21 protein-coding genes are annotated in these 26,697 nt (G+C 62.9%); 5 read left to right on the plus strand and 16 right to left on the minus strand.

Annotated features, from left to right (window positions below; genetic code table 11):
• On the minus strand, window positions 1–941 hold a 941-nt coding region (locus DOM57_RS06380; RefSeq protein WP_239496134.1), incomplete at its 3' end, for a DUF5924 family protein.
• A gap of 293 nt (window positions 942–1,234) precedes the next feature.
• On the opposite strand from DOM57_RS06380, the gene fadB reads away from it, so the two are divergent.
• Both fadB and fadA read left to right on the plus strand, forming a co-directional pair.
• The gene (fadB, locus tag DOM57_RS06385) at window positions 1,235–3,400 is read left to right on the plus strand and encodes a fatty acid oxidation complex subunit alpha FadB (protein ID WP_110648402.1); all 2,166 of its coding nucleotides are present in this window, start codon (window positions 1,235–1,237) and stop codon (window positions 3,398–3,400) included.
• A gap of 26 nt (window positions 3,401–3,426) precedes the next feature.
• Window positions 3,427–4,602, plus strand: a complete 1,176-nt coding sequence (gene fadA / locus DOM57_RS06390; RefSeq protein ID WP_110648403.1) for an acetyl-CoA C-acyltransferase FadA — start codon at window positions 3,427–3,429, stop codon at window positions 4,600–4,602.
• Between the two features lie 213 nt (window positions 4,603–4,815).
• On the opposite strand, the gene DOM57_RS06395 is transcribed toward fadA, so the two are convergent.
• Window positions 4,816–5,730, minus strand: a complete 915-nt coding sequence (locus tag DOM57_RS06395; RefSeq protein ID WP_239496135.1) for a S66 peptidase family protein — start codon at window positions 5,728–5,730, stop codon at window positions 4,816–4,818.
• 4 nt (window positions 5,731–5,734) lie between these two features.
• A complete protein-coding gene (locus DOM57_RS06400; protein ID WP_110648404.1) occupies window positions 5,735–6,637 on the minus strand; it encodes a LysR family transcriptional regulator in 903 nt (300 codons plus the stop codon).
• 105 nt (window positions 6,638–6,742) lie between these two features.
• On the opposite strand from DOM57_RS06400, the gene DOM57_RS06405 reads away from it, so the two are divergent.
• Together DOM57_RS06405 and DOM57_RS06410 are read left to right on the plus strand one after the other, a co-directional pair.
• Window positions 6,743–7,627, plus strand: coding sequence for a HalD/BesD family halogenase (locus tag DOM57_RS06405; protein ID WP_110648405.1), 885 nt, complete (start codon window positions 6,743–6,745; stop codon window positions 7,625–7,627).
• A gap of 85 nt (window positions 7,628–7,712) precedes the next feature.
• The gene (locus DOM57_RS06410; protein ID WP_110648406.1) at window positions 7,713–8,996 is read left to right on the plus strand and encodes a M24 family metallopeptidase; all 1,284 of its coding nucleotides are present in this window, start codon (window positions 7,713–7,715) and stop codon (window positions 8,994–8,996) included.
• Window positions 8,997–9,052: 56 nt separating this feature from the next.
• Here the strand turns inward: DOM57_RS06410 and DOM57_RS06415 are convergent, their stop codons facing one another.
• The 8 genes from DOM57_RS06415 to DOM57_RS06450 form a co-directional block, all read right to left on the minus strand.
• Window positions 9,053–11,149, minus strand: a complete 2,097-nt coding sequence (locus tag DOM57_RS06415; protein ID WP_110648407.1) for a putative bifunctional diguanylate cyclase/phosphodiesterase — start codon at window positions 11,147–11,149, stop codon at window positions 9,053–9,055.
• Between the two features lie 153 nt (window positions 11,150–11,302).
• A complete protein-coding gene (locus DOM57_RS06420; RefSeq protein ID WP_110648408.1) occupies window positions 11,303–11,692 on the minus strand; it encodes an MAPEG family protein in 390 nt (129 codons plus the stop codon).
• 17 nt (window positions 11,693–11,709) lie between these two features.
• Window positions 11,710–13,017: an MmgE/PrpD family protein gene (locus DOM57_RS06425; protein WP_110648409.1), complete on the minus strand. Its 1,308-nt coding sequence runs from the start codon at window positions 13,015–13,017 to the stop codon at window positions 11,710–11,712.
• Window positions 13,018–13,024: 7 nt separating this feature from the next.
• Entirely contained in the window at window positions 13,025–13,867 is an 843-nt protein-coding gene (locus DOM57_RS06430) for a nitrilase-related carbon-nitrogen hydrolase (protein ID WP_110648410.1), read from the minus strand.
• 67 nt (window positions 13,868–13,934) lie between these two features.
• Complete coding sequence (locus tag DOM57_RS06435; RefSeq protein ID WP_110648411.1) at window positions 13,935–14,813, minus strand: glycine betaine ABC transporter substrate-binding protein; 879 nt, start codon at window positions 14,811–14,813, stop codon at window positions 13,935–13,937.
• A gap of 46 nt (window positions 14,814–14,859) precedes the next feature.
• A complete protein-coding gene (locus DOM57_RS06440; RefSeq protein ID WP_110648412.1) occupies window positions 14,860–15,594 on the minus strand; it encodes an ABC transporter permease in 735 nt (244 codons plus the stop codon).
• Between the two features lie 4 nt (window positions 15,595–15,598).
• Window positions 15,599–16,762: an ABC transporter ATP-binding protein gene (locus DOM57_RS06445; RefSeq protein WP_110648413.1), complete on the minus strand. Its 1,164-nt coding sequence runs from the start codon at window positions 16,760–16,762 to the stop codon at window positions 15,599–15,601.
• An 81-nt stretch (window positions 16,763–16,843) separates the two neighbouring features.
• A complete protein-coding gene (locus tag DOM57_RS06450) occupies window positions 16,844–17,509 on the minus strand; it encodes an ABC transporter permease (protein ID WP_110648414.1) in 666 nt (221 codons plus the stop codon).
• A gap of 246 nt (window positions 17,510–17,755) precedes the next feature.
• On the opposite strand from DOM57_RS06450, the gene DOM57_RS06455 reads away from it, so the two are divergent.
• Entirely contained in the window at window positions 17,756–18,607 is an 852-nt protein-coding gene (locus DOM57_RS06455) for a nitrilase-related carbon-nitrogen hydrolase (protein WP_110648415.1), read from the plus strand.
• Window positions 18,608–18,657: 50 nt separating this feature from the next.
• Here the strand turns inward: DOM57_RS06455 and DOM57_RS06460 are convergent, their stop codons facing one another.
• The 5 genes from DOM57_RS06460 to DOM57_RS06480 all read right to left on the minus strand — a co-directional run bounded on the left by DOM57_RS06460 (window position 18,658) and on the right by DOM57_RS06480 (window position 26,371).
• Entirely contained in the window at window positions 18,658–20,691 is a 2,034-nt protein-coding gene (locus tag DOM57_RS06460) for a CocE/NonD family hydrolase (RefSeq protein ID WP_110648416.1), read from the minus strand.
• A gap of 75 nt (window positions 20,692–20,766) precedes the next feature.
• Window positions 20,767–21,660 (minus strand): glycine betaine ABC transporter substrate-binding protein, encoded by an 894-nt coding sequence (locus tag DOM57_RS06465; RefSeq protein WP_110648417.1) that lies wholly within the window; start codon window positions 21,658–21,660, stop codon window positions 20,767–20,769.
• Window positions 21,661–21,786: 126 nt separating this feature from the next.
• Window positions 21,787–23,250 (minus strand): TolC family protein, encoded by a 1,464-nt coding sequence (locus DOM57_RS06470; RefSeq protein ID WP_110648418.1) that lies wholly within the window; start codon window positions 23,248–23,250, stop codon window positions 21,787–21,789.
• The gene (locus DOM57_RS06475; RefSeq protein ID WP_110648419.1) at window positions 23,250–24,587 is read right to left on the minus strand and encodes an HlyD family type I secretion periplasmic adaptor subunit; all 1,338 of its coding nucleotides are present in this window, start codon (window positions 24,585–24,587) and stop codon (window positions 23,250–23,252) included. The genes DOM57_RS06470 and DOM57_RS06475 overlap by 1 nt, the downstream gene beginning before the upstream one ends.
• A complete protein-coding gene (locus DOM57_RS06480; protein WP_110648481.1) occupies window positions 24,584–26,371 on the minus strand; it encodes a type I secretion system permease/ATPase in 1,788 nt (595 codons plus the stop codon). Before DOM57_RS06480 ends, DOM57_RS06475 begins: the two co-directional genes overlap by 4 nt.
• Window positions 26,372–26,697 lie beyond the last annotated feature (326 nt).

The raw sequence follows: 26,697 nt of genomic DNA on the forward strand, positions 1-26,697 counted from the left end.
GGGGACCACCTCATCCAGGCGCGGTAACCCTGGTCGCGTCCACCATGGATGATCAGCGCGATGCGTTCGACGACTTGGCCATCGTGGCGCCACACGTGGTAGATCTTCTCGCGCAGACCACGAGGGGCGCGAATGGCGGTGTAGACATAAAGCCCGCGGGATTGCAGATTCCGGGATGTCAGCGTCATCTGACCGCGTGGCTCGCGGGCGGCGCTGTCGAAACCCGGTGAAAGAGCACTGCCCGAGAGCCACAGCGTGGCCGGCGGTATCCAGGCGCGACCGGCCCAGGTCACGGCTCCCAGCACGATCAGCAGTCCGAACATCGCCAGCCAGCGGAGCGCTCCGGTCGGTTTCAACAGGCCGATCAGGCTCGGCAGGCTGAAGAAGGTCATCACCAGTATCGACAGAACCAGACTTTCACCGGTCGTCAGGCTGAGCATGATCGGCAGGGTCACCAGCATCACCACGAAGACACATAGCGCATGCAGCAGGAAATAGAGCCAGCGATGGCGATTCGAGAGTCCGAAGTAGAGTGGGTCGAGAATCGCCAGCAGAGCACAGACGATCAGCAGGCCGGTGAAGAGTGCCTGGCCACTGTTCCAGATCGTGGTAGCCAGGAAGAAAGGAAGGCAGAAGAAGAGTGTCTCCTGGTGCACCATCTGCGCCACGAACGTGGTCACCACTCGCGGTAGCCCGGATCGCCGGCCGCGTCGCGACAGCCACTTGCTGGTCACGCTTTCGGCTATCAACAGCATCCAGGTAAGCAGCAGGCCCACCGCCAACACGGTACCCAGCCATTGCTGGCGATTGACCAGGAAGAACCCCAGCAATCCCAGTACGAAGGCGACCGGCGGCCACAACCAGAGATACTTGCGAATCCGTGCGATGGCCGGTTCCAGCCAGGCCAGCTTGGATGGCGGCACCACGTCCCTCACAGCCACTTGCGACTCCCTTCGGTGGATACTGCCAAACGCAAATGCGCGGGCATCACGAGATGCGCCATTCTAGCGGTTGAAAGACGCCTTTGCGCGTGGACGCATCGCAGTCGTTCGCATCATCTCGGCAAGCCGGGCTCACGGATACCGGTACCCTTGTCCGTCGTCATGCCGCGACTTTGGTTGAGCTTGACGCGCCCCGCGGTACGGCTCAAGCTGGAACCATTCAAACGCTCGTATGATTCGTCCCGCCGGCGTCACGGTGGGATGCCTTCGCAGTCATGGCACGGAGAACCCGCATGCTCTATCAAGGCGATGCCATTTGGGTGGAGCGCCAGGATGGCGACATTGCTGTCCTGATGCTCGACCTGAAAGCGGAATCGATCAACAAGCTCTCTTCCTCGGTGATCGGCGAGCTGCAAGGCGCTGTCGAGGCGATCGAAGGAGACCCGGGCCTCAAGGGCCTGATCATCGCCAGCGCCAAGGACGTGTTCGTCGTCGGCGCCGACATCACCGAATTCCACGCCATGTTCGCTAAGGACGAAGCCTTTCTGGTGGACATGAATAGCCGCATTCACGCGCTGTTCAACCGCATCGAGGATCTGCCGTTCCCGACGGTTACGGCGCTCAATGGCCTGGCGCTGGGCGGTGGTTGCGAGCTCAGCCTGACCACGGATTTTCGCGTCATGGCCGACGGCGCCCGGATCGGCTTGCCGGAAACCAAGCTCGGGATCGTGCCGGGCTGGGGAGGCTGCGTGCGCCTGCCGCGACTAATCGGTGCCGACAACGCCATCGAATGGATCGCCGGCGGTTCCCAGAACGATGCCGAGACGGCATTCAAGATAGGAGCGGTGGATGCGGTGGTGCCCCAGGAAGCGCTGATGACGGCGGCACGCGATCTGCTCGACAAGGCCACTGCCGGCGACTTCGACTATCGTGCCCGACGCGAAGAGAAGCGTGGGCCGCTCAAGCTCGACGCGGTCGAACAGATGATGGCGTTCGAGACCGCCAAAGGCTATGTCGCCGGCAAGGCCGGGCCGCACTATCCGGCACCGATCGAGGCGATCCGGGTGATCCAGAAGGGGGCCGGCGAAGGACGCGAGCGGGCCCAGCGCATCGAAGCCCTCGCTTTCGCCAAGCTGGCCAAGACCGATGTCTGCTACAACCTGGTCGGCCTGTTCCTGAACGACCAGGCGGTCAAGAAGAAGGCCAAACAGTATGAGCGCGACGCCAGAATGGTGGCTCAGGCCGCGGTGCTCGGTGCCGGCATCATGGGGGGCGGTATCGCCTACCAGAGCGCCTACAAGGGTACGCCGATCCTGATGAAGGATATCAAGCCGGAGGCGATCGAGCTGGGGCTGAAAGAGGCGCACAAGCTACTGGCCAAGCAGCTCGAGCGCGGCAAGCTCAGTCAGGCCCAGTTGGCGGAAGCGCTCGGCAACATTCGCCCGACGCTCTCCTACGGCGATTTCGGCCACGTCGACCTGGTGGTCGAGGCCGTGGTCGAGAATCCCAAGGTCAAGGAAGCGGTGCTACAAGAAGTGGAATCGCAAGTCGCGGAGGAGACCATTCTCGCTTCCAATACTTCGACGATCTCCATTGACCGGCTGGCAGCCAGCCTCAAGCGCCCGGAGAATTTCTGCGGCATGCACTTCTTCAATCCGGTGCATCGCATGCCGCTGGTCGAGGTCATCCGTGGCGCCGAAACGTCCGACGCGGCAGTGGCAGCCACGGTCGCCTACGCCCGCCGGATGGGCAAGACGCCGATCGTGGTCAACGACTGTCCGGGATTCCTGGTCAACCGCGTGCTGTTCCCCTATTTCGGCGGCTTCAGCGGGCTGGTCGAGTACGGCGTCGACTTCGAGCGCATCGACAGGACCATGGAGCGTTTCGGTTGGCCGATGGGCCCGGCCTATCTGCTCGATGTGGTCGGTATCGATACCGCCGTGCATGCCAGCGAAGTGATGGCCGAGGGTTTTCCCGATCGTATGCGCCGGGAAGGCAAGTCGGCGATTCAGGTGATGCTCGACAACCAGCGTCTCGGCCAGAAGAATGGCAAGGGCTTCTACCTCTACGAGGAGGACAAGAAGGGCAAGCCGAAGAAGGTTCACGACGACGAGGCGCACCGGCTGGTGGCCGAGGTGATCCAGGAACAGCGCGAACTGAGCGACGACGAGATCATCGCTCGCCTGATGGTACCGCTGTGCATGGAAACGGTGCGCTGCCTGGAGGATGGCATCGTCGGGTCACCGGCGGAGGCCGACATGGCGCTGATCTACGGCATCGGCTTCCCGCCGTTCCGGGGTGGTGCGCTGCGCTATATCGACGCCATGGGCGTGGCCGAGTTCGTGAAGCTGGCCGAACGGCTGGCGGCCGAACTCGGCGCGCTCTATGCGCCGACGGAGCGCCTGCGCGACATGGCCGCCAACGGTAAGCGGTTTTATCCGAACGTTAGCGAAGCCTGAATTCACCACCAATCGGAGTCACCGTTATGAGTTTGCATGCCAGAGATGCCGTGGTGGTCGATGCCGTTCGCTCGCCCATGGCCAAAGCCAAGCATGGCGCCTTCCGCAACGTGCGCGCGGAGAACCTCTCCGCCGCCGTGATGCAGGCGCTGTTCGCCCGCAACCAGGCGCTCGACTCGGCGGCGGTGGACGACGTGATCTGGGGCTGCGTCAACCAGACTCTCGAGCAGGCGATGAACATCGCCCGCAACGCGGCGATCCTCACCGGCATTCCACGTTCGGTGCCGGCGCAGACCGTCAATCGGCTGTGCGGCTCGTCGATGAGCGCGCTGCACATCGCCGTCGCCAATATCCGCGCCAACATGGGCGACTGCTACTTGATCGGCGGCGTCGAGCACATGGAGCATGTGCCGATGACCCACGGTGTCGACGTCAACCCGGCCGCGAGCAAGACGACCGCCAAGGCGGCGATGATGATGGGGCTGACCGCCGAACTGCTGGGCAAGATGCACGGCATTACCCGCGAGCAGCAGGACCGGTTCGGGTTGCGTTCGCATCGGCGCGCCAGCGAGGCCAACCGGGCGGGCTACTTCGACAACGAGATCGTGCCGATCGAGGGCCACGATCAGCAGGGATTCCGCATGCTGGTCAAGCACGACGAGGTGGTGCGCGAGGATGCCAGCCTGGAACAGATGGCCTCCCTCAAGCCGGTCTTCGATCCCAAGAATGGTACCGTCACCGCCGGGACGTCTTCGGCGCTCTCGGTGGGCGCGTCGGCGCTGATGGTGATGAGCTACGAGCGGGCCAAGTCGCTCGGTCTGACACCGCTGGCCAAGGTCGTCTCGACCGGCGTGGCCGGGTGCGACGCCTCGATCATGGGTTACGGCCCGGTGCCGGCTTCGAAGCAGGCGCTCAAGGCCGCCGGACTGAAGATCGCCGACATCCAGACGGTGGAACTCAACGAGGCCTTCGCCGCCCAGTCGATTCCGGTACTGAAGGATCTCGAACTGCTCGATCGGCTCGACGAGGCGGTCAACCTGCACGGCGGCGCCATCGCCCTGGGGCATCCGCTGGGCTGCTCCGGCGCGCGCATCTGCACCACGCTGCTCAACGTCATGCGCCAGCAGGAAACAACGCTCGGCCTGGCGACGATGTGTATCGGCATGGGGCAGGGGGTGGCGACGGTTTTCGAACGCCTCTAAGAACCTGTTCACGATCTGCTGCGCGTCGGCCAAACGTCGTTAAAAACGCTTTCGGGATACTCATTTACCCCGTGTAAACTCCGCTCCCTCAAGCGTTTTCGCCTAGTTTGATCCTAGCTCGCGAGATCGTGAACAGGCTCTAAGTTCGGCTGAATTCACTATGCCCAATCCTACCGCCTCGTCATGGCGAGGCGGTGTCGTTCCATCCCGCTATCAATCCAGGAAGTGCAACATCCCGTCGGCAATCCTGGCCGTGGCGCCGTAGCGCCAGGGCAGGTTGTCGCGGCCATGGCCGATCGGCAGTCCGGCATAGAGCGGCAATCCGCGCGGGCGCAGCCATGTCTCGAACAGCATCTCGAGACGCAGGTCGCCATAGGGCTCGCACTTCTCGAAAGTGCCGAGGCACACCGCCGACGCTTGGTCCAGCGCGCCCGAATGGAGCAACTGCCACAGGTCGCGCTCGAGGCGATAGTAGGGCTCGCCGACATCTTCCAGGATCACGATGGCGCCGGCCGGCGCGCGGAATGCCAGCGAGGTGCCGGCGATGCTGGCCAGGGTAGCCAGATTGCCGCCCACCAGCGGACCTTCGATGATGGCGTCCGCGCTCGCGGTCACCGGCGTGATCGCGACGCCCTGCGATGGCTGGCCGCGCAACAGGCTCAGCAATGCCCGGAAGTCGCGGTGTCCGGCGGCCCGCAGCTCGGGATCGTCCGAGTCGAGCTTGATCCCTTCCTTCATCACCGGGCCATGGATCGCCGGCAGGCCGTGGCGATGGCACTGATCCAGCAGCACGCTGAGATCGGAATAGCCGATCAAGGGCTTGCGAGTTAGCCGCGACCAGTCGATCTCGTTGGCCAGATGGGCGCAGCCATAGCCACCACGAACCGCCCATACCGCGTCGGTCTCGGGATCGTCATAGGCATCGTAAAGCGTCTGCAGGCGATGCTCGACGTTACCGGCGAGATAGCGTGTCTGGGCCTGCAATCGGGTCGGGAAGCGCACGGCGATGCCCAGCGTGCCCAGCGCCTGTGCCGCCCGCTCGAGAATGGCAGGCTGGGTGAAGGAGGCGGGCGCTATCAGGCTGAAGGTCAAGGTCATGGAGGAAACTGGCGCGAGGGGTTGAAGCACAAACTTATCCTTCTGCGCCGGTTTCGGCCAGTGCCGCTACCGGTTCGACCTCTTCCACGCTTTCTGCCTTGACCACCAGATTCGAGAGGGCCCGGCAGAACGCCTCGAACTCCTCGCTCAACTCGCCGGGAGAACGATGGAGCTCGATCTCCACGTAGCCGAGGTCGGGCAATCCGGCGTCGTCGCTCACGATGCGGCAGCCAGGTGGCAGGCTGCGAGGCGTCTTCACGGTCAAGGCAAGTCCGGCCTGCACCGCGACATTGAGTCCGGTGGGGGAAGGGCTGGTATAGCGTACGTCCCACTGGCGCTGTTCCCGACCCAGGGCGGCAAAAGCGTGCGCGCGGAAGATGCAGCCTTCGGGGTTGAGCGCCAGCGGCAGCGTATCCCAGTCGTCGATGGTGCGATGCGCGGCGATGACCCAGACCATCTGCTCGCGGCCGAGCAACTGGCCCGTCTGGGTCGGACCGTGGCGCACGGCGAGAACGACGTCCAGAAGACCTTCCTGAAAGCGCTGAACCAGGTTGCTGCTGATATCGCAGACGACTTCGATCCGCACGTGAGGAAAACCTTCAGCGAACTGGGGCAGCAACAGCGGCAGATAGGCGATGGCCTGCTCCTCGGAGATGCCCAGGCGGATCAAGCGTCCTTCACGCTGGCTGTGCATGACGCGTTTGGCTTCATCCTGCAGCTTGAGAATCTGGCGCGCATACGGCAGCAGGCGTCCGCCTGCCGGAGTCAGGGTCACGCTTCGGCTGGTACGCTCGAAAAGCGGCTCGCGCACCCGATCCTCGAGCCGTTTGATCTGCAGGCTGACGGCGGACTGGGTGCGGTTGAGAATGCGACCGGCGGCGCTGAAGCCCTCACATTCGGCGACGGCCACGAAGGCACGGAGGAGATCGGGATCCATGATTGATGACTCTGGAAAATAGATTTGATGTTAACTATTCATTTTTATTGTTGAACCCAGCGACCTAGTCTGTCCAGACATTCTCTCTGGATTTCAGGAGCTGTCATGTCCGCTCATGCCGTCGACACTTCTTCGCGCTCTTTGCAGGGGCTGGTCGATCTCCAACGTTTTCCGATACACGATCTCGACAGTGACGACGGCAGGCAATTGATCGACGCGTGTCGTGAGCAACTCGCCGAGGATGGTTGCGTCGTGCTCAAGCGCTTCGTTCCCGAAGCCGCGCTGGCACGCCTGGAGCGGGAAACCGAACGGCTATCTCCCGAGGCGCATTACAACCAGAACGAGACCAATCCCTACAACTCCGACGGCGACCCGACGCTGCCTGACACCCATCCCAAGAACCGTTTCGACGACCGCACCAATGGGTTCGTGGCCGGTGACCGCATCGGCGACAACACCATCATTCGTCAGATCTATCGGGATCCGCAGTTCCAGCGTTTCATTGCCAGCGTGGTCGGCCGGGATGCCATCTACGAATACGCCGACCCGCTGGCGGATCTGGTGGTCAACGTCCTGCGCGAAGGCTGCCAGCATCCCTGGCACTATGACACCAACGAATTCATCGTGACGCTGCTGACGCGTAAGCCGGATGGCGGTGGCCGGTTCGAGTACGCGCCGAGTATTCGCAGCCCCGAAGGCGAGAATTTCGAAGGCGTGCAGGCCGTGCTCGACGGCGACGACAGCCGGCTCAAATCGCTTGACCTCCAGTTGGGCGATCTGCAGATCTTCTTCGGTCGTTATTCGCTGCATCGGGTCACCCCGGTGGTCGGAGAGCGCGAGCGCCATACCGTGATCTTCGCCTACGCCAAGGAGCCGGGTTTCGTCGGACGTCCCGAACGCGCGCAGCGCATCTTCGGCCGCATGGCGCCGATTCACGAGCAGATGCTGCGTGACGGTGACGCCCGGCGTACCGACAGCCTTGCCGATTGACCTTCACATCACATCCATTCCCGCTCGGGCGCGGTCCTCGCCGCAAGGCACACTGCGCTCTTTGGTTCAGGAACCGCTCCCTATCATGAGTACCATCGAATTCGAACAGCTCTCCGATAACGAGCCCGAACGCATCCCCGTGGTGCCCTCGGCGCCCATGGCCAATGGCGACAGTATCCCCACCGCGTTCGATCCCAAGACGCTGCGCGCGGGTCGGCTGGCGCGTTTGCGCGACATGATGCGTGAACAGGAATACGCCGCCGTGGTGCTGTTCGACCCGAACAACCAGCGCTACGCGACCGGCTCGCGCAACATGTTCGGCTACTTTCTGCGCAACTCCACGCGCTATATCTACGTGCCCCTCGAAGGCCCGGTGATTCTGTTCGAATATCCGGGAAGCGCGCATGTCTCCACCTGGCTGGAGACCATCGACGAGGCGCGTACCTCGAAGGTGGTATGGTCGGCGGTGAATCAGCGGGACGATATGTCCAGCGATCCGTTTGGCCTGGAGATCGCCGAACTCGTCGCCCGGCATGGCAACGGCAATCGCAAGGTCGGCCTGGACCGTTGTACGCTCAACCTGGCGCGATCGCTCGAAGCCCAGGGGCTCGATGTGTTCGACTGCATGCAGGACACCTTGCACTGCCGCCGCATCAAGACGCCGGAAGAAGTCGCCTGCCTGGCGCAGTCGATGGCGGCCAGCGAAGCCGCCGTGGCCAAGGTCGAGGAGGCGATTCATCCCGGGATCACCGAGAATGAACTGTTCGCGATCATGTACGGCAACGTGATCGAGCAGGGTGGTGAATTCATCGAGACCCGGCTGCTCTCCTCGGGCCCTCGCACCAATCCCTGGTTCAACGAGGCCAGCGATCGCGTCGTGCGCCCCGGCGAACTGGTCGCCTTGGATACCGACACCATCGGTTGTCACGGGTACTACTCGGACTTCTCGCGCACTTTCCATGTCGGGCCGGGCAAGCCATCCGACTACCAGCGCCATCTCTACCGCATGGCCTATGAGCAAGTCCACCACAACATGGGTATCCTCAAGCCGGGCATGAGCTACCGCGAGATCGCGGAATCGGCATGGAAGATCCCCGAGCGCTTCCTGGATCGGCGTTATCCATCGATCATCCACGGCGTCGGCATGCATGGCGAAACGCCGCTGGTCGCCCATCACATGGACTTCGATCGCTTCTCCAAGGATGGCATCCTGGAGCCGGGCATGGTCGTTTCGGTGGAGAGCTACATCGGCGAAGTGGGCGCCGCCGACGGCGTCAAGCTGGAAGAGGAAGTGCTGGTGACGGAGACCGGGATCGAAAAACTGTCGCGCTATCCGTTCGATGACGCATTGCTGGGGCGCGAATACTGAGACCGCGTGTCGCGCCGTACGTCCGGCGCGGCCGTGTGTATGAACGTCAACCGCCCCTAGCCCGTCAGGCGTTCGAGCAGTTGCTCCATGCCCATCGGGCGGCCCAGATAGTATCCCTGATACTGCTTGACCCCGAGTTCCTGGAGCAGTTGCCACTGCTCCAGGGTTTCGACGCCTTCCGCAACCGTCTCCATACCCAATAGATTGCACAGCCCGACGATGCCGGCCAGCAGGTGACGCGAGCGGATGTCGGCTTCGAGATCTTTCATGAAACTACGATCGATCTTGATGGTGTCGAACGGCAGGCGCTTGAGATAGCCGAGCGACGAATAACCGGAGCCGAAATCGTCCATTGCCACACGAAACCCTTGGCGGCGAAGGTGTTCGATCCGGGCCTCGGGGGCGCGGGTATTCTCGAGGAATACCGACTCGGTCACTTCCAGCTCGATCTGATCGGTGGTGATGGCATGGCGGCGGCAGGCTGCGTGGAGCGTTTCGGCCAGACTCTCGTCCATGACGTGAAGTGCCGAGATGTTGACCGCCACCGGCAGTGGGTGCCCGTCTGCCGCGAGTCTTGCCGCACAGCGGGCGGCATGCTCGATCGCCAGGTTGCCCAGCAGCGATGCCATGCCGTTGTGCTCGGCCAGTGGCACGAAGGTGCTCGGCGGCACCTGTCCGTAATCGGTAGTGGACCAGCGTGCCAGTATCTCGGCACCGATTACCCGGTTGTGGCCGTCGAACTTGGGCTGCACGACGAAGTCGAGCGTCTCCTTGGTGATCGCTTCGCGCAGTTGCGACAGCATCGACATCTGCTCGAGGTTGTGGTGCTTCAGCTTGTCGTGATAGGCGACGACGGTGTTCTTGCCCTTGTCCTTGGCCGCGTACATCGCGACATCGGCGTGCTTGAGCAGGGTTTCGCTGTCGCGGCCGTCGGCCGGGGCGTGAACGAGACCGATGCTGGCGGTAACGCTGATCTGATGGCCGCCGATGACCATCGGCTGTGACAGTGCTTCCAATAGCCGCTGGGCGATCTTGTCGGCGAGTTGGCTGTCGCGGCCGACGTCGATGATCACCACGAACTCGTCGCCACCCCAGCGAGCGACCAGGTCCTTGCTGCGCAGCGTCGCTCGCAGTCGTTTCACCATGATACGCAGTAGCGCATCACCGGCCTGATGACCCAGCGAATCGTTGATGTGCTTGAAACCATCGAGGTCGATGAACAATACCGCCAGTGCGGTGTGGGGCGTCACCCGAAGCAGTTGCCGTTTCAAGGTGTATTGCAGCGTGGCGCGGTTGGGTAGCTGGGTCAGGGTATCGATGCTGGCGAGGTGCTCCAGCTCGCGTTCGGAGCGCTTGCGTGCGGATATGTCGCGCAGCGCGGCGATGTAATGGACATCGCCATCATCGTCCAGCGTGAAATCGCTCAGCGTGAGCTCGATAGGAATATGCAGCTCGCAGCCGGCATGAAAGACGCCCTCATGGTGATGGGTGCGATCGTTGTCGGCGATGGTCGACGGCGCGAAGCGCAATGCATCGGCTTCGACATAGCGCTGCAGACGCTGCCCCAGAATACCGCTCAACCGGGCGCCGCCCAGTTCGGTAAACGCATCGTTGGCTTCGAGGATGTGCCAGCGCTCATCGACGACCAGCATCGGATCGCGCGAGGCGACGAAGGCATGGGCTCTGACTCGGCTGCTGGCGTCGTGCCGCCCGGGAGCGGCGACCGCCTCCCATACGCCAAGTGCCGCGCTCGGCCGTCCCTGAGGGGCGCGCCGGGTGACGGTGCCGCGAACTCGCCACCAGGTATGAGGATCGCCGGCATCCGGCTGTAGCGTGACGTCCAACCGGTCGCTGTGGCCCCACGCCACATGCCGCCACTGGTTGGCGAGCCGCGACCGCTCGCGGGGCGCCATCGCTCTCAAAAGTGAGCGGAACCCGATCGTCGTCTCGTCGCGCAAGCCGGCTCCTTGGGGGGACGGAGTCTGGCTGCGGCAAAAGGCATCGGGCGTTACCCATCGCCATAGCGAGAGTCCGGTCGCTGCCAGGGCTTGCGTTGCCCACGGCCGATGTCGACCGGTGTCATCCACGACGGAGACGTCGACCGGTTCGTTGGCGTCCAGTGAAGGGCCGCCACGGGGTTCGTTGGTGTGCATCGCAGCGTGATCTCGATCGCAGTCTTGCAGCAGGCGGGGCAAACCCCGGTCATGGCCTTTATCGGCCCGTCGCCGATAGACTTGATACTGATCGCGTTCGGGCGCTATGGAAAGGAGGGCGGTCGACGGTCAGGGCGTGCGATATCCGCGTTGTCATACCATCGCTGTCGCGAAGAGGCACAGCACGGCAAGAAAAGAGACGACGAAGATACTCGAGCGTAGCGTCGGCAGATCGTGGGCGTAACAGGTGCCGTGAGCGATGCGCGCGAGCACGAAAATGATACTTGCCGTTCCCGCGAGCCAGCCGCCACCGCCGGAGACCTCGCAGGCCACGACGCCGGCGGTGAACAGCGCCAGTGCCTCCCACGCGTTCTGCTGCGCGGCCCAGAGTCGGGCGCCGCGGCCCTTCATCCGGGCGTACTGTTGACGCGGATGATGGTTATCGAGTCGACCGAACTCGCGCCGACGTACGGCACTGCCCCAGAAAGCGAGCCAGAAAGGCAGCAGTGACGTCACTAGCAAACACCATAGCGGCAGGCTCATCGTCGACTCTCCCGGCCTCAGACCGATTGCCTCAGCCAAGGTAGCAGATCCCGCGCAGGCTGCGATTCCAGCGTCATGACGGTTTCGAGCAGACCCGATGCCTTGCGGCCCAGAACCGGCTCGGCCAGTTGGCGATATTTCTGGCCGATCTCTTCGTCGCTCAGCGGGTTGGTGGGATTGCCGCGCGCCTCGCAAGGGGCGCTGGTCAGGCGCGTGCCGTCGTCCAGGGTGATGACGGCGTGGGCCCAGCGCTCGGCCGGAAAGCGCGCGTCGTAGTCGGCATGACGATGCATCGTCACGCGTCGCGCCAGAGCGCGCAGCGCGGGATCGCGGAGTCGGTGGGTGACGCTGGCGGCGTCAACGCTACCGGTGGCGGCGGCGCAGGCCACCGGCCAGGGCAGGCTGTACTGCGCCTGCTCGGTAGTGTCGGGGTTGGCGGTCGCCAGGCAGACCCCTTCATGGAAGGTATGAATATCGATGCTCTCGATCCGCGCCGCGCCGCCGAGCGATTCGCGCAGCGACAACACGGCTTCCACCGCCGGCTGCGCCCAGCGGCAGACCGGGTAGGCCTTGAAGTACTGCTCGTGCACATACCAGCGCTGGCCGAGGTCTCCCCAAATCGATGCGACGGCATCGTCGTTGACGCTCACCGCTGGCGCGCCGGTAAAGCCGTCGCGGGCCAGCAGGCTGGCGGCGACACCGCTCATTGCTCCCCATCCCGAGCCGTCCTTGACCATGGTGGGGTGATCGATACAGCGCATCATCTGGCTGCGCGGACCATAGAATTCGGCAATGCCGAGTGCCTCTTGCAGACGCTTGCGATCGAGCCCAAGCAATTTGCTGCCCAGTGCGGCCACGGCCAGCGCATTCCAGGCCCCCGAGGTGTGGTAGTCGCAGGCGGTGGCGTGCAGGGCGATGCCGGCGCGCGTGGCGATCTCGTAGCCAAGCGTCAGCAAGCCGAGAAACGCGCGGCCGGAGAGCGCTTCGGTCTCGGCGAACGCCAGCAGGCCGGGCAACAGCGCAACGCCCGCATGTCCCTTGGTCAACACCTGGCCGTCATGCGCATCGAAGGCGTCGATCAGCCAGGCACCATGCAGGGCCACGCCGCTCTCCGACGCCGTGCCCGCCGAAAACAGCAGCGGGCGCTGTCCCGCGTGTTGGCTGCGAACGTAACGCGTGGCGATAGTGGCCAACTCGGTCTGCGTGGCGGCGGCGGCGACGCCGAACAGGTCGAGCAGGCAGCGCTTGGCCTGGGGGAGATGCGCGTCGTCCAGGGTGTCGGGATCGAAGCGGTGGATCCAGTCGATCAAATCGAAGGTTGGCATGGCGGATCTAAGGCACCTGTTGTAGAAGATCTCGGATCAAGGGGGTATTGGCATCGCGCAGCGTGGGTAGCTCGAAGCGTGCCCGTGCGATGTCGGCGCGGGAGAGTGTGGCGGTGATAAGCCGTTCGCCTTCCCCGGCGCTTGCCAGGCGTTCGCCACGCGGGCCGAGGATCTGGCTTCCGCCCCAGAAATGGTGGTCGCCTTCCGGCCCATGGCGATTGGCCATGATCACCGGCGTGCCATAAGTCATGGCGTAGAAGCGCAGGTTCAGCGGCCAGTTGTCCTCGTTGGAGAAACCGCTGGAGACGATATGCGACGCCGAATTGATCGGTGCGCACAATAGATCGGGTCGTCGCAGCATGGCGGCATGCACCAGGGCGGGGTTCCATAGGTCGGCGCAGATCAGCGGCGCCGCTTGCCAACCGCCGGCCAGTTGCGCGAACGTCAGCTCCCGCCCGGCATGGAACCACTTGCCCTCCTCGAGGCCGCCGTAGGTGGGCAGATTGAGCTTGCGGTGCACGGCAACGACGCCACCGTGCGCCAGCACGGCGATGGCGTTGTAGTACTCGCCGGGGCCGGCGGATTCGACGAAGCCCACCATGACCCGCATGTCTCCGGCGATCGAGGCCAGTTCGTTCAGCGCCGCGCCATCCCGTGGCTGCGCCACTTCGCGGACGCGTTCGCCCAGCGCATAGCCGGTGAGGGAGAGTTCGGGAAACACCAGCAGGTCGAGTTCGTCTCGCCGTGCCTCGTCGATCATTGCCCGGTGCTGTTCCAGATTGCCCGCGACATCGCCCAGTCGTGCGTTCATCTGCATGGCGCCGACCCGCAGTGTGTCCTGGGTCGTCATGTTTGCCTCCCGGTCATGCGAAGCCACCGCCTGAGCGGTGGCTTCGTCGCTTGAACAGACAACGTCTTCACAGCAGATCGTGCTCTGCCAGGAAATCGTGGGCGACGTCCTCGATATTGTCGCCGTCGACGTCGACGCTGGCGTTCAGTGACGCCATGGTCCTGTCGTCCAGCAGTGCCGACAGGGCGTTCATCTGCTCGGCGAGATCGGGATTGGCATCCAGCGTTTCCTGGCGGGCCACCGGCGTCAGCGCGTAGTTGGGGAAGAACTGCTTGTCGTCCTCGAGCGCCACCAGATCGTAGGCGGGGATACGGCCGTCGGTGGAGTAGGCTATCGACACGTCGACCCGTTCGTCACGCAGTGCCGGCAGGGTCAGGCCGAAATCCATGCGCTTGATGTTGGGCCGGCCGAATTCGAAGCCGTAGGTCTGTTCCAGGGGGCGCAGTCCATCTTCCCGGGCGTAGAACTCGGCGTTGGAGGCGAAGGTCAGGGTTTCGCCGGCATTAATGGTTTCGGCCAGATCCGAAATCGACGCGATGCCGCGGGATTTTGCGTCATCGGCGCGCATGGTCAGTGCATAGGTGTTGTTGGCCTCCGATGGGTTCAGCCAGACCAGGCCTTTTTCCGCGTCCAGTTGCTTGACGCGCTGGTAGGTCTCCTCGGGGGAGAGCTTTTCGGTCACGTCGTTGTAGGTGATCAGCGACGTGCCGGTGTACTCCCAGTAGAGGTCGACCTGGCCATTCTCCTGGGCGCGTCGCAGCACCGCGGAGCCCATGCCGGCACGTTTGTCGACATCGTAACCCAGCGCCTGCAGGTACTGATCGGTCATGCTGGCGAGTATCTGCTGCTCGGTGAAATTCTTGCCGCCGACGGTGATTTCTTCGGCGCTGGCGGCCCCCGAGGCCAGCAGCGTTGCGGCAATGAGTCCTGTCATCAGGTGTTTCATGGTCTCTCCCTCATCTATCGGATCGTTGAGTGAATGTTGTTTGGGGTCAGCGTTGACGGGCGGGATTCACACCCCGTGGCACGACAAGAAAAGCCACGACGGCGATGACGAGATCGACGACCACCGCCAGCAGCGCGGTGGGAATGGCGCCGGAAAGCATCATCACCGTGTCGTAGAGATCGATGCCGGTGAAGATCAGCTCACCCAGCCCGCCGGCACCGATCAGAAAGGCCAGCGGCACCGTCCCGACATTGATCGCCAGCGCCGTGCGAATGCCGGCGAAGATCACATAGAGCGCGTTGGGCAGCTCGACCCGCAGCAGTCGCTGCAGCGGGGACATTCCGATGCCCGCGGCGGCTTCCTTGAGTGCCGGCGAGACGCTGCGCAAACCGACATAGGTATTGCGCGCGATCGGCAGCAGCGTCGCCACGAACAAACCGAACACCGCCGGCAGCGTGCCGATACCGAGGAAACTCATCGACAGCGCGAGTACCGCCAGCGTCGGGATGGTGGTGCCCACGTTGAGTACCTGCATCAGGGATTCGGCCCAGCGGGCCACGCTCGGGCGCGACAGCACGATGCCCAGCGGGATGGCCACGACGATCGCCAGGCTGCCGGAGACCGCCGTCAGCCATAGATGCTGGATGGCGAGATACTGCACGTCCGGCCAGTAGAACAGGAAGTCGTCGATCAGGCCGCTGGCCTGTGCCCAGACGCCGGCCACAAAGATCACGACCGCCGCGCCGAGCCGCACGGCGCTGGAGAGCGAGCGTATCGGCATGCGGTCAGTCTCCTCTCGGTTGCTCGCCGTTCGCGGTCGGCTCGCGGCGATGCGAGCGGTAGCGCGAGCCGAGGTGATGGGTCATGTCGCGCTGGGTGATCTGTCCGCACAGACGTCCCGTTTCGTCGACGCAGGGCAGCCAGGTGGTGTCGTGGGCGAACATCAGCGAGGCGACCTTGCGCAGGTCGTCATCGAGCTGGACGATCGCCGGGAGCCCCCGCGTGTGGTCGCGGCAGTAACCTTGTCGGCTGGAGGCGGTGTCACGCGAGATGACGCCGATCGGGCGGCGGTGGTCATCGACCATGACGATGGCGTCGCGATAACCGTGGGCGTCGATCCGTTCGCGGGCCGTGGCCAGCGTATCGCCGGGATTGACCGTGCCGAGTTCGCCGCTGACGACCTCTCTGACCCGGACCAGATTGAGGCGCTTGAGCGCGCGGTCTTCGCCGAGAAACGACTCGACGAAGGCATTCCTGGGCGCCGAGAGCAGTTCGTCGGGCACCGAATATTGCACCAGCTTGCCCTGGCGAAAGATGGCGATGCGGTCGCCCATCTTGATCGCTTCGTCGATGTCGTGGCTGACGAACATGATGGTCTTGTTGAGCTGCGCCTGCATCTTCAGGAACTCGTCCTGGATCACGGCCCGGTTGATCGGGTCGATGGCGCCGAAAGGTTCGTCCATCAGCATCACCGGCGGGTCGGCGGCCAGCGCGCGGGCGACGCCGATGCGCTGTTGCTGGCCGCCGGAAAGCTCGCTGGGGTAGCGCTTGAGAAAGGCCTCGGCGTCCATGGCGATCATGTCCATCAACTCGCGCGCGCGGGCCTTGTAGCGGGCCTTGTCCCAGCCCAGCAGGCGTGGCACGGCGGTGATGTTCTCCTCGATCGTCATGTTGGGGAACAGGCCGATCTGCTGGATCACGTAGCCGATATTCCGACGCAGCGTCTCGGTATTCAGCCCGCTGGTGTCCTCGCCGTCGAGAAAGACCTTGCCGGAAGTCGCTCGCACGATGCGGTTGATCATCTTCAGCGTGGTCGTCTTGCCGCAGCCGGAGGGGCCGAGCAGCACGCAAATCTCCCCCCGTGGCACCTCCATGCTGATATGGTCGGCGGCGACCACCGCGCCGTCGGGGGTATCGAAGACCTTGGTCAGATTGTCCAATCGAATCATGGATCATCCTTATGGCGTGGCGCGCGCAGGGCGGTACCACGAAGCGCAGAAAATGTGATCGTTATCGAAGCTGCCCGGGCGTCAGGCCGTGGCTGCCGAAACGGACATGCCCTTGGGCGTCATGCGTTTCTGCAGTGCCAGCAGGGCATAGTCGGCGACGATCGCCAGCAGGCTCACGGCGACGGCGCCGAGAATCAACTGGCGCGGATCGGACTGGGAGATGCCCCGGCTGATGAAAGTGCCGAGTCCGCCGGCGCCGATGTAGGCGGCTATCGCCATGACCCCGATATTGAGGACGACAGCGGTGCGTACGCCGGCCATGATCACCGGCACCGCCAATGGAATCTCGACCATCCGCAGGCGCTGCCCATGGCTCATGCCGATACCGCGCGCCGCTTCGCGCAAGGCCGGGTCGACATTGTGAATCGCGGTATAGGTGTTGCGGATGATGGGGAGTTGCGAATAGAGGAGTACGGCGATGACCGCCGGTAGATAGCCGATTCCCTGACCGATCAACGACAGGATGGGAATCATCACGCCGAACAGGGCCACCGATGGAATGGTGACGATGATCGAAGCCAGATAGAGCACGGCACGGGCGACGCGTTCATTGCGGGTAATGGCGATCCCGATGGGGACGCCGGTCAGGGTCGCGATGCCGACGGCGACGCCGACGAGCGAGATATGCTCGAGCGTGCGTGTGCCGAGCAGCCCTAAATTATCTAGAGCATATTGCAGTAATTCCACAGGCAATTCCTCTGTCTTTTGCTAGTCAGACAGCGAGTTATTTTGCGAGAAGTTGTCTGGTTTAACGATTATTTTTATAAATTCAGCTTATGCTTACGATAATAACATGCTTGGCCGGAGAACCATCGGAACCCGGCATTGTAATGTGTCATGCGATCCATGTCGGATTCTCATCGAACTATTGTGCAATGTCATGAGCACCGGCGTATGTTGCGGCTTGGCCCCCGAGGATGTGAGACAACCTGCATGAGCCATACTTCTCTCTATCAGGTGGCGGCGGCGCAGATGAACTGCGATCTTGCCGACATCGATGCCAACCTGGGCGTACATCGAGAAATGATTCGCGAGGGGCGCCGACGGCATCTGGACCTGCTGGTCTTTCCCGAGCTTTCGTTGACGGGTTACGACCTTGGTGCTGCCGTCATCGACGTGGCGATGACGGGCGACGACCCGCGTCTGCTTGAGTTGGCGCGGGAAAGTGGGGACATGCTTACGGTGGTGGGATTCGTCGAATGCATGGCCCCGGGTGAATACGCCAACGCGGCGGCGTGCCTGCGCCAGGGACGCGTGATCGCGATTCATCGCAAGATCAACCTATGCACGTACGGCGGCCATGCGGAAGGCAAGATTTTCAGCAAGGGGCGCGTGTTGACCCAAGTCGACGCCGGTGGGTTGAGCGCCGGCGTGCTTGTCTGTGCCGATCTCTGGAATCCAGGCCTGGCGCATGTCGCCATGCTGGCGCGCCCGGACGTGATCGTCGCCCCCATCAACTCGGCGCTCGGCATGGTCGAGGGCGAGTTCGACGACGAATCCAACTGGCTGGCTTGTCTGCGTTTTTACGCCTTGGTCTATGGCACGCCCATCGTCATGGCCCATCGGGACGGCAGCGAGGGGGCGAGCCGTTTCTGGGGTGGCAGCTGCATCGTCGGCGTCGACGGCCACCCGCTGGCCCGGGCCGAGCCGGGGCGGGGCATCGTCAGCGCCACCATCGACAAGGCGGATATCGCTCGCGCCCGCTTTGCGATGCCGACGCACCGCGACGCGGATACGCCCCTGGTGGCCTCCTTGATGGCGGGCCATGCCCGGATCGGGCACTGAACGCAAGCCCGTCGTGGTGACGCCGTCTGGCTCATGACGACGGCTGGTGCTCAGACGTGGTGGCGCCTGATGCGGCGCTGCCAATGCCTCTTGACCAGAGGCTCATTGCCGACGAAGGCGTCGAGCCAAGCTTCCAGATAGAACCATTCGGCATCACAACGGAGCTCGGCGCGCGTTTCGGTATGCGCCTCCCAGTCGCTGCGGCGAAAACGCTGAACCCAGTTTTTGCTCATGCGTGCTGTACCGGGATCGGTGGGGTCGATGCCGTAATACTCTTCGGCACGGGCGTCGTTGACCAGCCCGTGATCGTAAGTGATTTCGCCGAAATCATCGATGATCTCATGCTGTGTCCAAGCCTCGTCCAGGGCCTGAACGATGCGTCGCTGATGGTCTCCGTCACGCGTTACCCGGTGTCCTGCCGGCCCCGAGAACACCGCCGGTTCGAAAACGGGCGTGGATGTCTCGTCGATGTCAAGGACCGGTAACACAAGTCGACTGGCGGCTTCGTCCAGGGTCAGCGTCACCGCCCTGGGGCTCGGCCAGACCAAAGGCCAGTAGGCGGTGCTGATGGCGACGCGCAAGCGCTGCCCGGCGAGGAAGCGGTGACACAATTGATTGAGCGGAACCACCACGTCCAGTGGTGTTCCGACCGGTACGTCGCCGGGGTCGCTGTGGCTGTGGCGATGGCAGAGGTTCAATACGCCATAGGACACGCGCTCGGACGTACCATCGGGCGACACGTCGCAGAGGCGCACGATCAGGTTGGCCTGCGGCTGATCGACACGGACACGGAGCTTCACTATCGGACGACCGAGAAGCACGAAATCCTCGGCCAGTGCCGGTAGTTCGAAACAGAGCGAGCGGGCGTCGTCGAGACGTTGGTCGCCGGCGATTTCCGGTCCGCTACAGTGTGGAATGTATTCTCCACACTGCCATCCGGTGTCCTGCGGAGATTTCAGCATTGCCAAGCCTGCGGCGGCATTAGAGGAGGCGGTCAGCTTGCCCGCGCCCAGATGCCAGGTCCGGCTGACGACGCGTGGGGAGGGCCAACGGTTTACCGCGATCCACTCGCCCGGAGTCTCCAGGGCATGCGAGTCGGCACCGGAAAAACGCTGGCAGAAGACGCGGTAGGCCGGCTCGCGCATGATGCCGCGATCGATCCCCTTGAGCCAGTGGTCCCACCAACGCACGGCCTCCTGCAGAAAACCGATCGTCGGGCCGGGCATCGCCACGTGCGGATAGGCATGTGGCCAGGGACCGACGATGCCGAGACGCGGGCACTCGGCATGTTCGAGGAGTTCGGCGACGAAGTTGACATAGGCATCGGCCCAGCCCGTGATGGTCAGGATCGGCGTCTGTAGTCGCGAGTAGTCCTCGCAAACCGAGCCATGGCGCCAGTAGTCATCCCGAGTCTGATGGGAAAACCAGTTTTCGGCGACGAACGGCTGCTGTTCGAGACGATGACGCCACTGCTCGCGCCAATCGTCGCGTAGCGACGGATCGGGCGGGCGCGACATGAACGAAAGCGAAGAGGCCGCCCAGCCGAAGTGCTCGTTGAGAATGGCCCCGCCCTTGTAATGAACGTCGTCGTGGTAGCGATCCACGGTGGCACCGATGGCGATGATCGCCTTGAGTTCGGGGGGCTGGCGGGACGCGACCTGGAGGGAATTGAACCCGCCCCAGGAGATGCCCATCATGCCGACATTGCCGTCGCACCAAGGCTGCTGCGCGATCCAGGCAATGGCGGCGACGATGTCGTCCTGCTCCTGGGCGAGATATTCATCTTCGAGGATGCCATCGGAATCGCCGCTGCCGCGCAGGTCGATGCGCAGTGCGGCGTAACCGTGTCCGGCGAAGTAGGGGTGCATGCGCTCGTCATCGGCGCTGGTGGCATCACGCTTGCGGTAGGGAATGCACTCGATGATAGCGGGTAGCGGCTGTGTTTCGGCGACTTCGGGAAGCCACAGGCGCGCCGCCAGTCGTGTGCCATCTGGCAGCGGTATCCAGAGGTTGGGATGTTCGACGACCGAATAGGGGAAGTCGCTCACTTCCTGAGCGTCGGGACGCGCGCCACTGGGAAACATGTCGGCTCCTTGACTACGAGTCACGGCCAGTGCCAGGCACTAGCCGCGAGAAACAATGATGGGAGACATCGGAGGCTAAAGCAGGTCGTGTTCGACCAGGAAATCGTGGGCGACCTTGTCGATGGACTGTTCGCCGACATCCACGCGGCTGTTGAGGTCGATCAGCACATCGTCGTTGAGGGCGGCCGACATTCGATTCAGCAATGAGGCCAGGTCCGGATGGGCGTTCAGAACCTCCTGACGTACCACCGGCGCCAACTGATAGACCGGGAAGAATTGTTTGTCGTCGTCGAGTACCTCGAAGTCGAAGGCGCCGTTGCGGCCATCGGTGGCGAATACCAGCGCGACATCCACGTTGCCGCTTTGCAGGGCATTGTAGGTCAGGCCGGTGTCCATGCGCTTGACATCCTCGCGGGGGAAGCGAAAGCCATAGGCCTCTTGCAGTGGACGCAAACCATCGTCGCGAGCATAGAACTCCGCATTCGAAGCCAGCACCAGGTCGGCGCCGTCATTCATGGCCCGGGCGAGGTCCGACAAGCTATGAATGTCGCGCTTGTCGGCGTCATCGGCGCGCATCGCCAGTGCGTAGGTATTGTTGGTGTCGGATGGATCCAGCCACACCAGGCCCTCCTCGGCATCCAGCCGTTTGGCCTCGTCATAGGTGGCGGAGGCTCCCACCGGTTGATCCTGTTTGTGAAACAGAATTACCGAGTTCCCCGTATATTCCCAATAGAGATCGACCTGGCCGTTTTCCTGAGCGCGGCGCAAGACGCTGGTGCCCATGCCGTCACGCTGCTCGACATCGTAGCCGTTGGCTTCCAGAAGATCGGTGGTCGCCGTAGTCAGGATGAGATGTTCGGTGTAATTGAGCCCGCCGACGACGATCGGCTCGTCGGCGTGAATCGAAGGTGCTGCTACCAGAGAGGCCACCCCCAAGGCAGCTAGCTGAGCTTTCAGCGCTTGTTTCATTGTTAGGTCATCACCTGGCGTTGTTGTCTTTGAAAGGAAAAATGTCGCTGCAATGTTAACGCAGGTGGTCAGGCGTATTGATGAGGATGACTCATGGCAACCATTGCCGCAGGGCGTGGACGAGAGTTACTGCGCGGTCTCACTGAGGCCGGTATTCTCGATCCGTTGCAGAATGGTGGCAATGTCGCGCAGCGCGGTGGAGTCGAGTCGGCCGACCGCAGCGTCCAGGTAGGTACGGTCCTTGAGATAGAGACAGACGGTCTCGACGTAGCGAATTCGCAAGTCGTAGAGCGAGGAGCGCGCGTCGAGGACATCGACCAGATCACGCAGTCCGAGCGCCTCGCCGCGTATGGCGGCCTGCAGGAAGAGGCTGCCGGAGTCGATCGAACGCTGCAGCGCCTCGAGCTGTCTCAGATCGCCCTGCATTCCCCGCAGGCGTTTGCGTACTTCCTGCCGGGCGAGCCGGCGCTCGTTGTCGAGACTCGCCGCGCCGGCCAGCGCGCTCAGTTCGCCCTGACGAATGCTGGCGCTGGTATAGCCGCCTTGGTAGAGCGCCACATTCATCTCCACGCTGACGGTGAAGTCTTGACTCGTTCTCAAGGCATCGTTGCTGTCGAGATCGCTGTAGCCGACGACGAGATCGACCTGCGGATAGCGCGTGGCGCGTCGCACCTCGGTGTCGGTTCGAGCGACCTGCTGGCGTTGGGCCGCCAACTGTACCTGAACGTTGCTGTCGGTCAGCGCCAGCCAGGCTTCGAGCGGTCGAGAGTCGGGCCCGATATCGAGGGTGTCGGGTGGCTCGATCAACGCCGGCGTGAACGTCAGCGACGCTCCGGTCAAGCGTTCGAGATCGCTCAGCGCGTTGGCCAGATCATTCTCCGCCGCGGTCTGGTCGGCGATCGCCTGGTCCAGACGGGATTGTGACTCGAGCAGGTTGATACGGTTGCCCAGGCCCAGATCATAGGCGCGCTGGGCCTGGCGCTGCTGCAGTACCAGGGACTCGCGTTGGGCGATCAGCAGGCCGACCTTGCGAGAAGCCTGGTAGGCGTCGAGATAGGTTTCGATGACCTTGACCGCCAGGTCGCGTTCGGCGACGGCGACCTCCAGGGTGGCGGCGTCGACCTGCGCATGGGCCTTGTCCACCTGGCGCCAGCGCTCGAGGCTGAACAGCGGCTGGGTCAGTCTCACTTCCCAGCTGCGGTCATGGGTCTTGCCGGAGACCCGGTCGTCGTAGACCTCGTCGGGATAGGCATCGGGATTTTCGGTATAGATGTTGTCGGCGTCCGTGTAGCGATAGGCTGCGCTGGCTTCCAGGCGAGGACGCAGCCTCGACCGGGCCATCGGCACTTCCTGTTCCACGGACTGGCTGTCGAGCCGCCGGCTCTTCAGGCCGCTGTCGTAGTCCAGCGCCAACGCCACCAATTGCGTCAGCGAGGGCAGGGGCTGGGCCCGGGGCGGGGACGCTTCATGACTCGCAGTCGGCAGCGTCACCGGTGGAGCGGTATTCAAGGGTTGAGCCCATGCCGGTCCCGACGACAGCCAGGTCAGCCCGGAAACCGCTATCAGCAGTAGATGGCGTGCGCTGGACATCACTCTTCTCGCATCGCCCGGGCCAGCATGTCGCTGAACGGCTTGAACAGGTAACTGGCGAAGGTGCGCTCGCCGGTCTGTAGCATTACTTCCGCCGGCATGCCGGCGAGCAACTGCATCGAATCGGTCATTTCGTCACGCCCGGCATCGGTGACGCGAACGCGGGCCTTGTAGTAGTGCGCGTGGGTTGCTTCGTCCTCGAAGCTGTCCGCCGACACATGCACGACTTCGCCCTCGATGACATTCGACAGGCGCTGGTTGAAAGCGCTGAAGCGAATCTCCGCCACCTGCCCGGCATGGACGTTGTCGATGTCGCGGTCCGGAATACGCGCTTCGACGATGAAAGCTTCGTTGTCGGGCACGATTTCCATCACCGTGTCGCCGGAACGAATCACGGCGCCCTGAGTATGGATCTGCATGCCGACCACCGTGCCCGATACCGGTGCCGTGATGGTGGTCCGCCGGACCTGGTCCCGCAGGGCGGTGACGCGCTCCTCGGCATCGGTGACTTGCGCCTGGATGTCCTTCAGATCCTCGCCGACCTTCTGGTGATACTCCTGCACATGAATCTCCTTCTGCAGACCGTTTTCGCTGATCTGCGAACCGAGTTGCGCGATCTCGGCGGCGTGCTGTGCATTCTCGCCGCGATACTGAAGGATCTGGCGCTCGAGTTCCCGCAGCCGCTGATTGTCACCCAGCCCCTCCTTGAACAGCGTTCGGTAGTCGTTGGCTTCCTGGGTCAACGACGCGATGCGTGAACGGTTGATCTGTTGCAGCGACTCGAGCCCGGCGATCTGCTGGCGCATCTGGCTAGCCTTTTCATCGAGCGAGGAGAGCGCATCCTTGAGCGATTGACGGCGGACTTCGAACAGGCGTTTCTGAACGTCGACCACTGCCTGGACCCGTGGCGAGGTGTCGTTGAGCAGACTGTCGGGGAAGGTCAGCTGGTCGCTGTCGCTCTGCTCGGCGAGCAGCCGCACTTCGCTGGCCAACGCGATACGGTACTCGGATTGTGCGATCGCCAGCTTGGCCAGCGGTTGGGTATCGTCCAGCACGATCAGCGTCTGACCGGCATCGACCCGATCGCCGTCCTCGACCAGGATGCTCTTGACGATGCCTCCCTCGAAATGCTGAACCTTCTTGGTCGAGGTCTCGACGGCCACCGCACCCGGTGCCACGACTGCCACCGCCAGGTTGGCGGTGACCGACCAGAGCGCGAATCCCCCGAGGGCCACGATCAGAATGCAAAGGCCCCAGCGGCGGGCGGCGCGATCGCTGGTGGGCACACTGGGCAGCGCCGCGGCCAAAGGCATGGGCAGGCTTTGGGGAGCGTTCATTGTGTCGGCGGCTCCTGAGGTGCGGGGCGGGGTGGGCGGGGCTCGTCACGCTTGCCACGAGCCCGCATTCGAACCGAATGCACGCCGACGCTACCGTCGGTCATGCCGGCGCCAGCTTTGATCATGGTGGCTTTATGAGAGGGCCCAATCGATGCGACCCGGCCGTCGTGCAGGGTGATCACGCGGTCGACGTGCTCGAGAATGGCGGGGGCATGGCTGATGACGAAAACGGTCGTTCCCTCACGCTTCAGCTGGCGCAGGCAGTCGATCAACGCATGTTCGCCAGCGAGATCCAGGTTGGCGTCCGGTTCGTCCAGCACCACCAGCACCGGGTTGTCGTACAGCGCACGGGCCAGGCCCAGGCGTTGACGTTGACCGCCGGAGAGTACTCCGCCGCTGCCGCTGATGATGGTGTCGTAACCCTGGGGTTGGTGCAGGATCATGTCGTGGACGCCAGCCTTGCGCGCGGCCTCGAGTACCCGGTCCGGCTCCAGATGGCCGAATCGCGCAATGTTTTCGCTGATGCTGCCGTCGAACAACTCGATGTCCTGGGGCAGATAGCCGACATGTGGGCCGAGTCTCTCCCGTGGCCACTGGCTGATGTCGGTGCCGCCCAGGCGTACGCAGCCGTGCTGGATCGGCCATACGCCGAGCAGTACCCGCGCCAGTGTCGACTTTCCCGCCGCGCTGGGCCCGACGATGGCGAGATGTTCGCCGGCCTGACAGCGAAACGAGACCTCCTGCAGGGTGGGTACGCGCTCGCCGGGAGGCGCAGCGACAACGGCGTCCAGCAGGACATGTCCCTTGGGCGGCGGGAGCGGCATCCGGGCCGGTTCCGGGGGAAGTGCTACGAGCAGGGAATTCAGGCGAGCGTATGCCGTGCGCGCGCTGACGAAGCCCTTCCAGCCCCCGATCATCTGATCGATTGGCGCCAGCGCTCTTCCCATTAGAATCGAGCCGGCGATCATCATGCCGCCAGTCAGGCTGCCCTCGATGACCAAATAGGCACCGAGACCGAGAATCAGCGACTGGAAGGTAACGCGCAGCGTCTTCGACAGATTGCTCAGCGTGCCGGCGCGGTCGCTGGCGCGGGATTGATGGGCGAGGTAGTCATGATGTTTACGATCCCAGCGTGCGAACAGGCTGGGCAGCATCCCCATCGCTTGTATCACTTCTGCGTTGCGCAGATTGCTCGAGGCGAGTTCCTGGGCCAGGACGTGCTCGCGGTTGGCATCGCCGAGCAACGTCTGAGTGCTTTTTTCGTTGATCCAGGCCAGCGCGATCAGCACGATGCCGGCACTGGCGGCGAATATCCCGAACCAGGGATGAAACAGCGTCAGGATGGCAATGTAAATCGGAATCCAAGGGGCATCGAAAAATGCGAATAATGCGTTGCCGCCGATGAATTGACGTAGCGTCGACAAGTCATTGAATGGCTGGGCCGAAGGTTTGCCGGGGCTAATCAATGCTTTTTGGAAGGTGGCGCGATAGAGCCGGTCTGTTAATTGGCTGTCGAATCGATTGCTGACACGAACCAAAACCCGCGACCGAACGAGATCCAGACAACCCATGATGAAAAACAGATAAAGCACGACCAGGGTCAACATCGCCAAGGTCTCCGGGCTACGGGTCGTAATGACCCGGTCATACACCTGCAACATATAAAGTGAAGGCGCCAGCATCAGCAGATTGATGAACAGGCTGAATAACAGAACGAACAAGAACGACTGGCGACAGCTGGCCAATGCCCTTTTAAGTTCCGCTGGCTGTTGGAATTTGTTCACGGAAGCGCTCTTGATGTCATGGTGGAGTATCAGCTTGGCCGTCACCAGCATGCGTAAATTGTGAAGAAACTTGCAAGCGCAATGATGTGACTGTTCAAGGCATGGCGTGTCATTTCTCATGCCCAGGTTTTATAAATAACCTATGTGTATCAACTGGATAATGTATATGAAAGAAAATATTCTGGCACGTTTTTGTTTTCGGTGAGTAATAAAATCAGTGCTTATTAACTGCTGCACAAAGTCAGTGATGACTTCAAAACATGAATTTTTTTCATGCCAGTGGTATGAGTATTGCCAGCAAATATACGTTTTGTAACAGGATGGAG

The organism is Salinicola peritrichatus, from assembly GCF_003206715.1.
Classification (GTDB): domain Bacteria; phylum Pseudomonadota; class Gammaproteobacteria; order Pseudomonadales; family Halomonadaceae; genus Salinicola; species Salinicola peritrichatus.

What these genes read in the sequence shown, in the direction of transcription:
- fadB (WP_110648402.1), top strand. Translation starts at nt 1,235, where the DNA reads ATGCTCTATCAAGGCGATGCCATTTGGGTGGAGCGCCAGGATGGCGAC.
- fadA (WP_110648403.1), top strand. Translation starts at nt 3,427, where the DNA reads ATGAGTTTGCATGCCAGAGATGCCGTGGTGGTCGATGCCGTTCGCTCG.
- DOM57_RS06400 (WP_110648404.1), bottom strand. Translation starts at nt 6,637, where the DNA reads ATGGATCCCGATCTCCTCCGTGCCTTCGTGGCCGTCGCCGAATGTGAG.
- DOM57_RS06405 (WP_110648405.1), top strand. Translation starts at nt 6,743, where the DNA reads ATGTCCGCTCATGCCGTCGACACTTCTTCGCGCTCTTTGCAGGGGCTG.
- DOM57_RS06410 (WP_110648406.1), top strand. Translation starts at nt 7,713, where the DNA reads ATGAGTACCATCGAATTCGAACAGCTCTCCGATAACGAGCCCGAACGC.
- DOM57_RS06415 (WP_110648407.1), bottom strand. Translation starts at nt 11,149, where the DNA reads ATGCACACCAACGAACCCCGTGGCGGCCCTTCACTGGACGCCAACGAA.
- DOM57_RS06420 (WP_110648408.1), bottom strand. Translation starts at nt 11,692, where the DNA reads ATGAGCCTGCCGCTATGGTGTTTGCTAGTGACGTCACTGCTGCCTTTC.
- DOM57_RS06425 (WP_110648409.1), bottom strand. Translation starts at nt 13,017, where the DNA reads ATGCCAACCTTCGATTTGATCGACTGGATCCACCGCTTCGATCCCGAC.
- DOM57_RS06430 (WP_110648410.1), bottom strand. Translation starts at nt 13,867, where the DNA reads ATGACGACCCAGGACACACTGCGGGTCGGCGCCATGCAGATGAACGCA.
- DOM57_RS06435 (WP_110648411.1), bottom strand. Translation starts at nt 14,813, where the DNA reads ATGAAACACCTGATGACAGGACTCATTGCCGCAACGCTGCTGGCCTCG.
- DOM57_RS06440 (WP_110648412.1), bottom strand. Translation starts at nt 15,594, where the DNA reads ATGCCGATACGCTCGCTCTCCAGCGCCGTGCGGCTCGGCGCGGCGGTC.
- DOM57_RS06445 (WP_110648413.1), bottom strand. Translation starts at nt 16,762, where the DNA reads ATGATTCGATTGGACAATCTGACCAAGGTCTTCGATACCCCCGACGGC.
- DOM57_RS06455 (WP_110648415.1), top strand. Translation starts at nt 17,756, where the DNA reads ATGAGCCATACTTCTCTCTATCAGGTGGCGGCGGCGCAGATGAACTGC.
- DOM57_RS06460 (WP_110648416.1), bottom strand. Translation starts at nt 20,691, where the DNA reads ATGTTTCCCAGTGGCGCGCGTCCCGACGCTCAGGAAGTGAGCGACTTC.
- DOM57_RS06465 (WP_110648417.1), bottom strand. Translation starts at nt 21,660, where the DNA reads ATGAAACAAGCGCTGAAAGCTCAGCTAGCTGCCTTGGGGGTGGCCTCT.
- DOM57_RS06470 (WP_110648418.1), bottom strand. Translation starts at nt 23,250, where the DNA reads ATGTCCAGCGCACGCCATCTACTGCTGATAGCGGTTTCCGGGCTGACC.
- DOM57_RS06475 (WP_110648419.1), bottom strand. Translation starts at nt 24,587, where the DNA reads ATGAACGCTCCCCAAAGCCTGCCCATGCCTTTGGCCGCGGCGCTGCCC.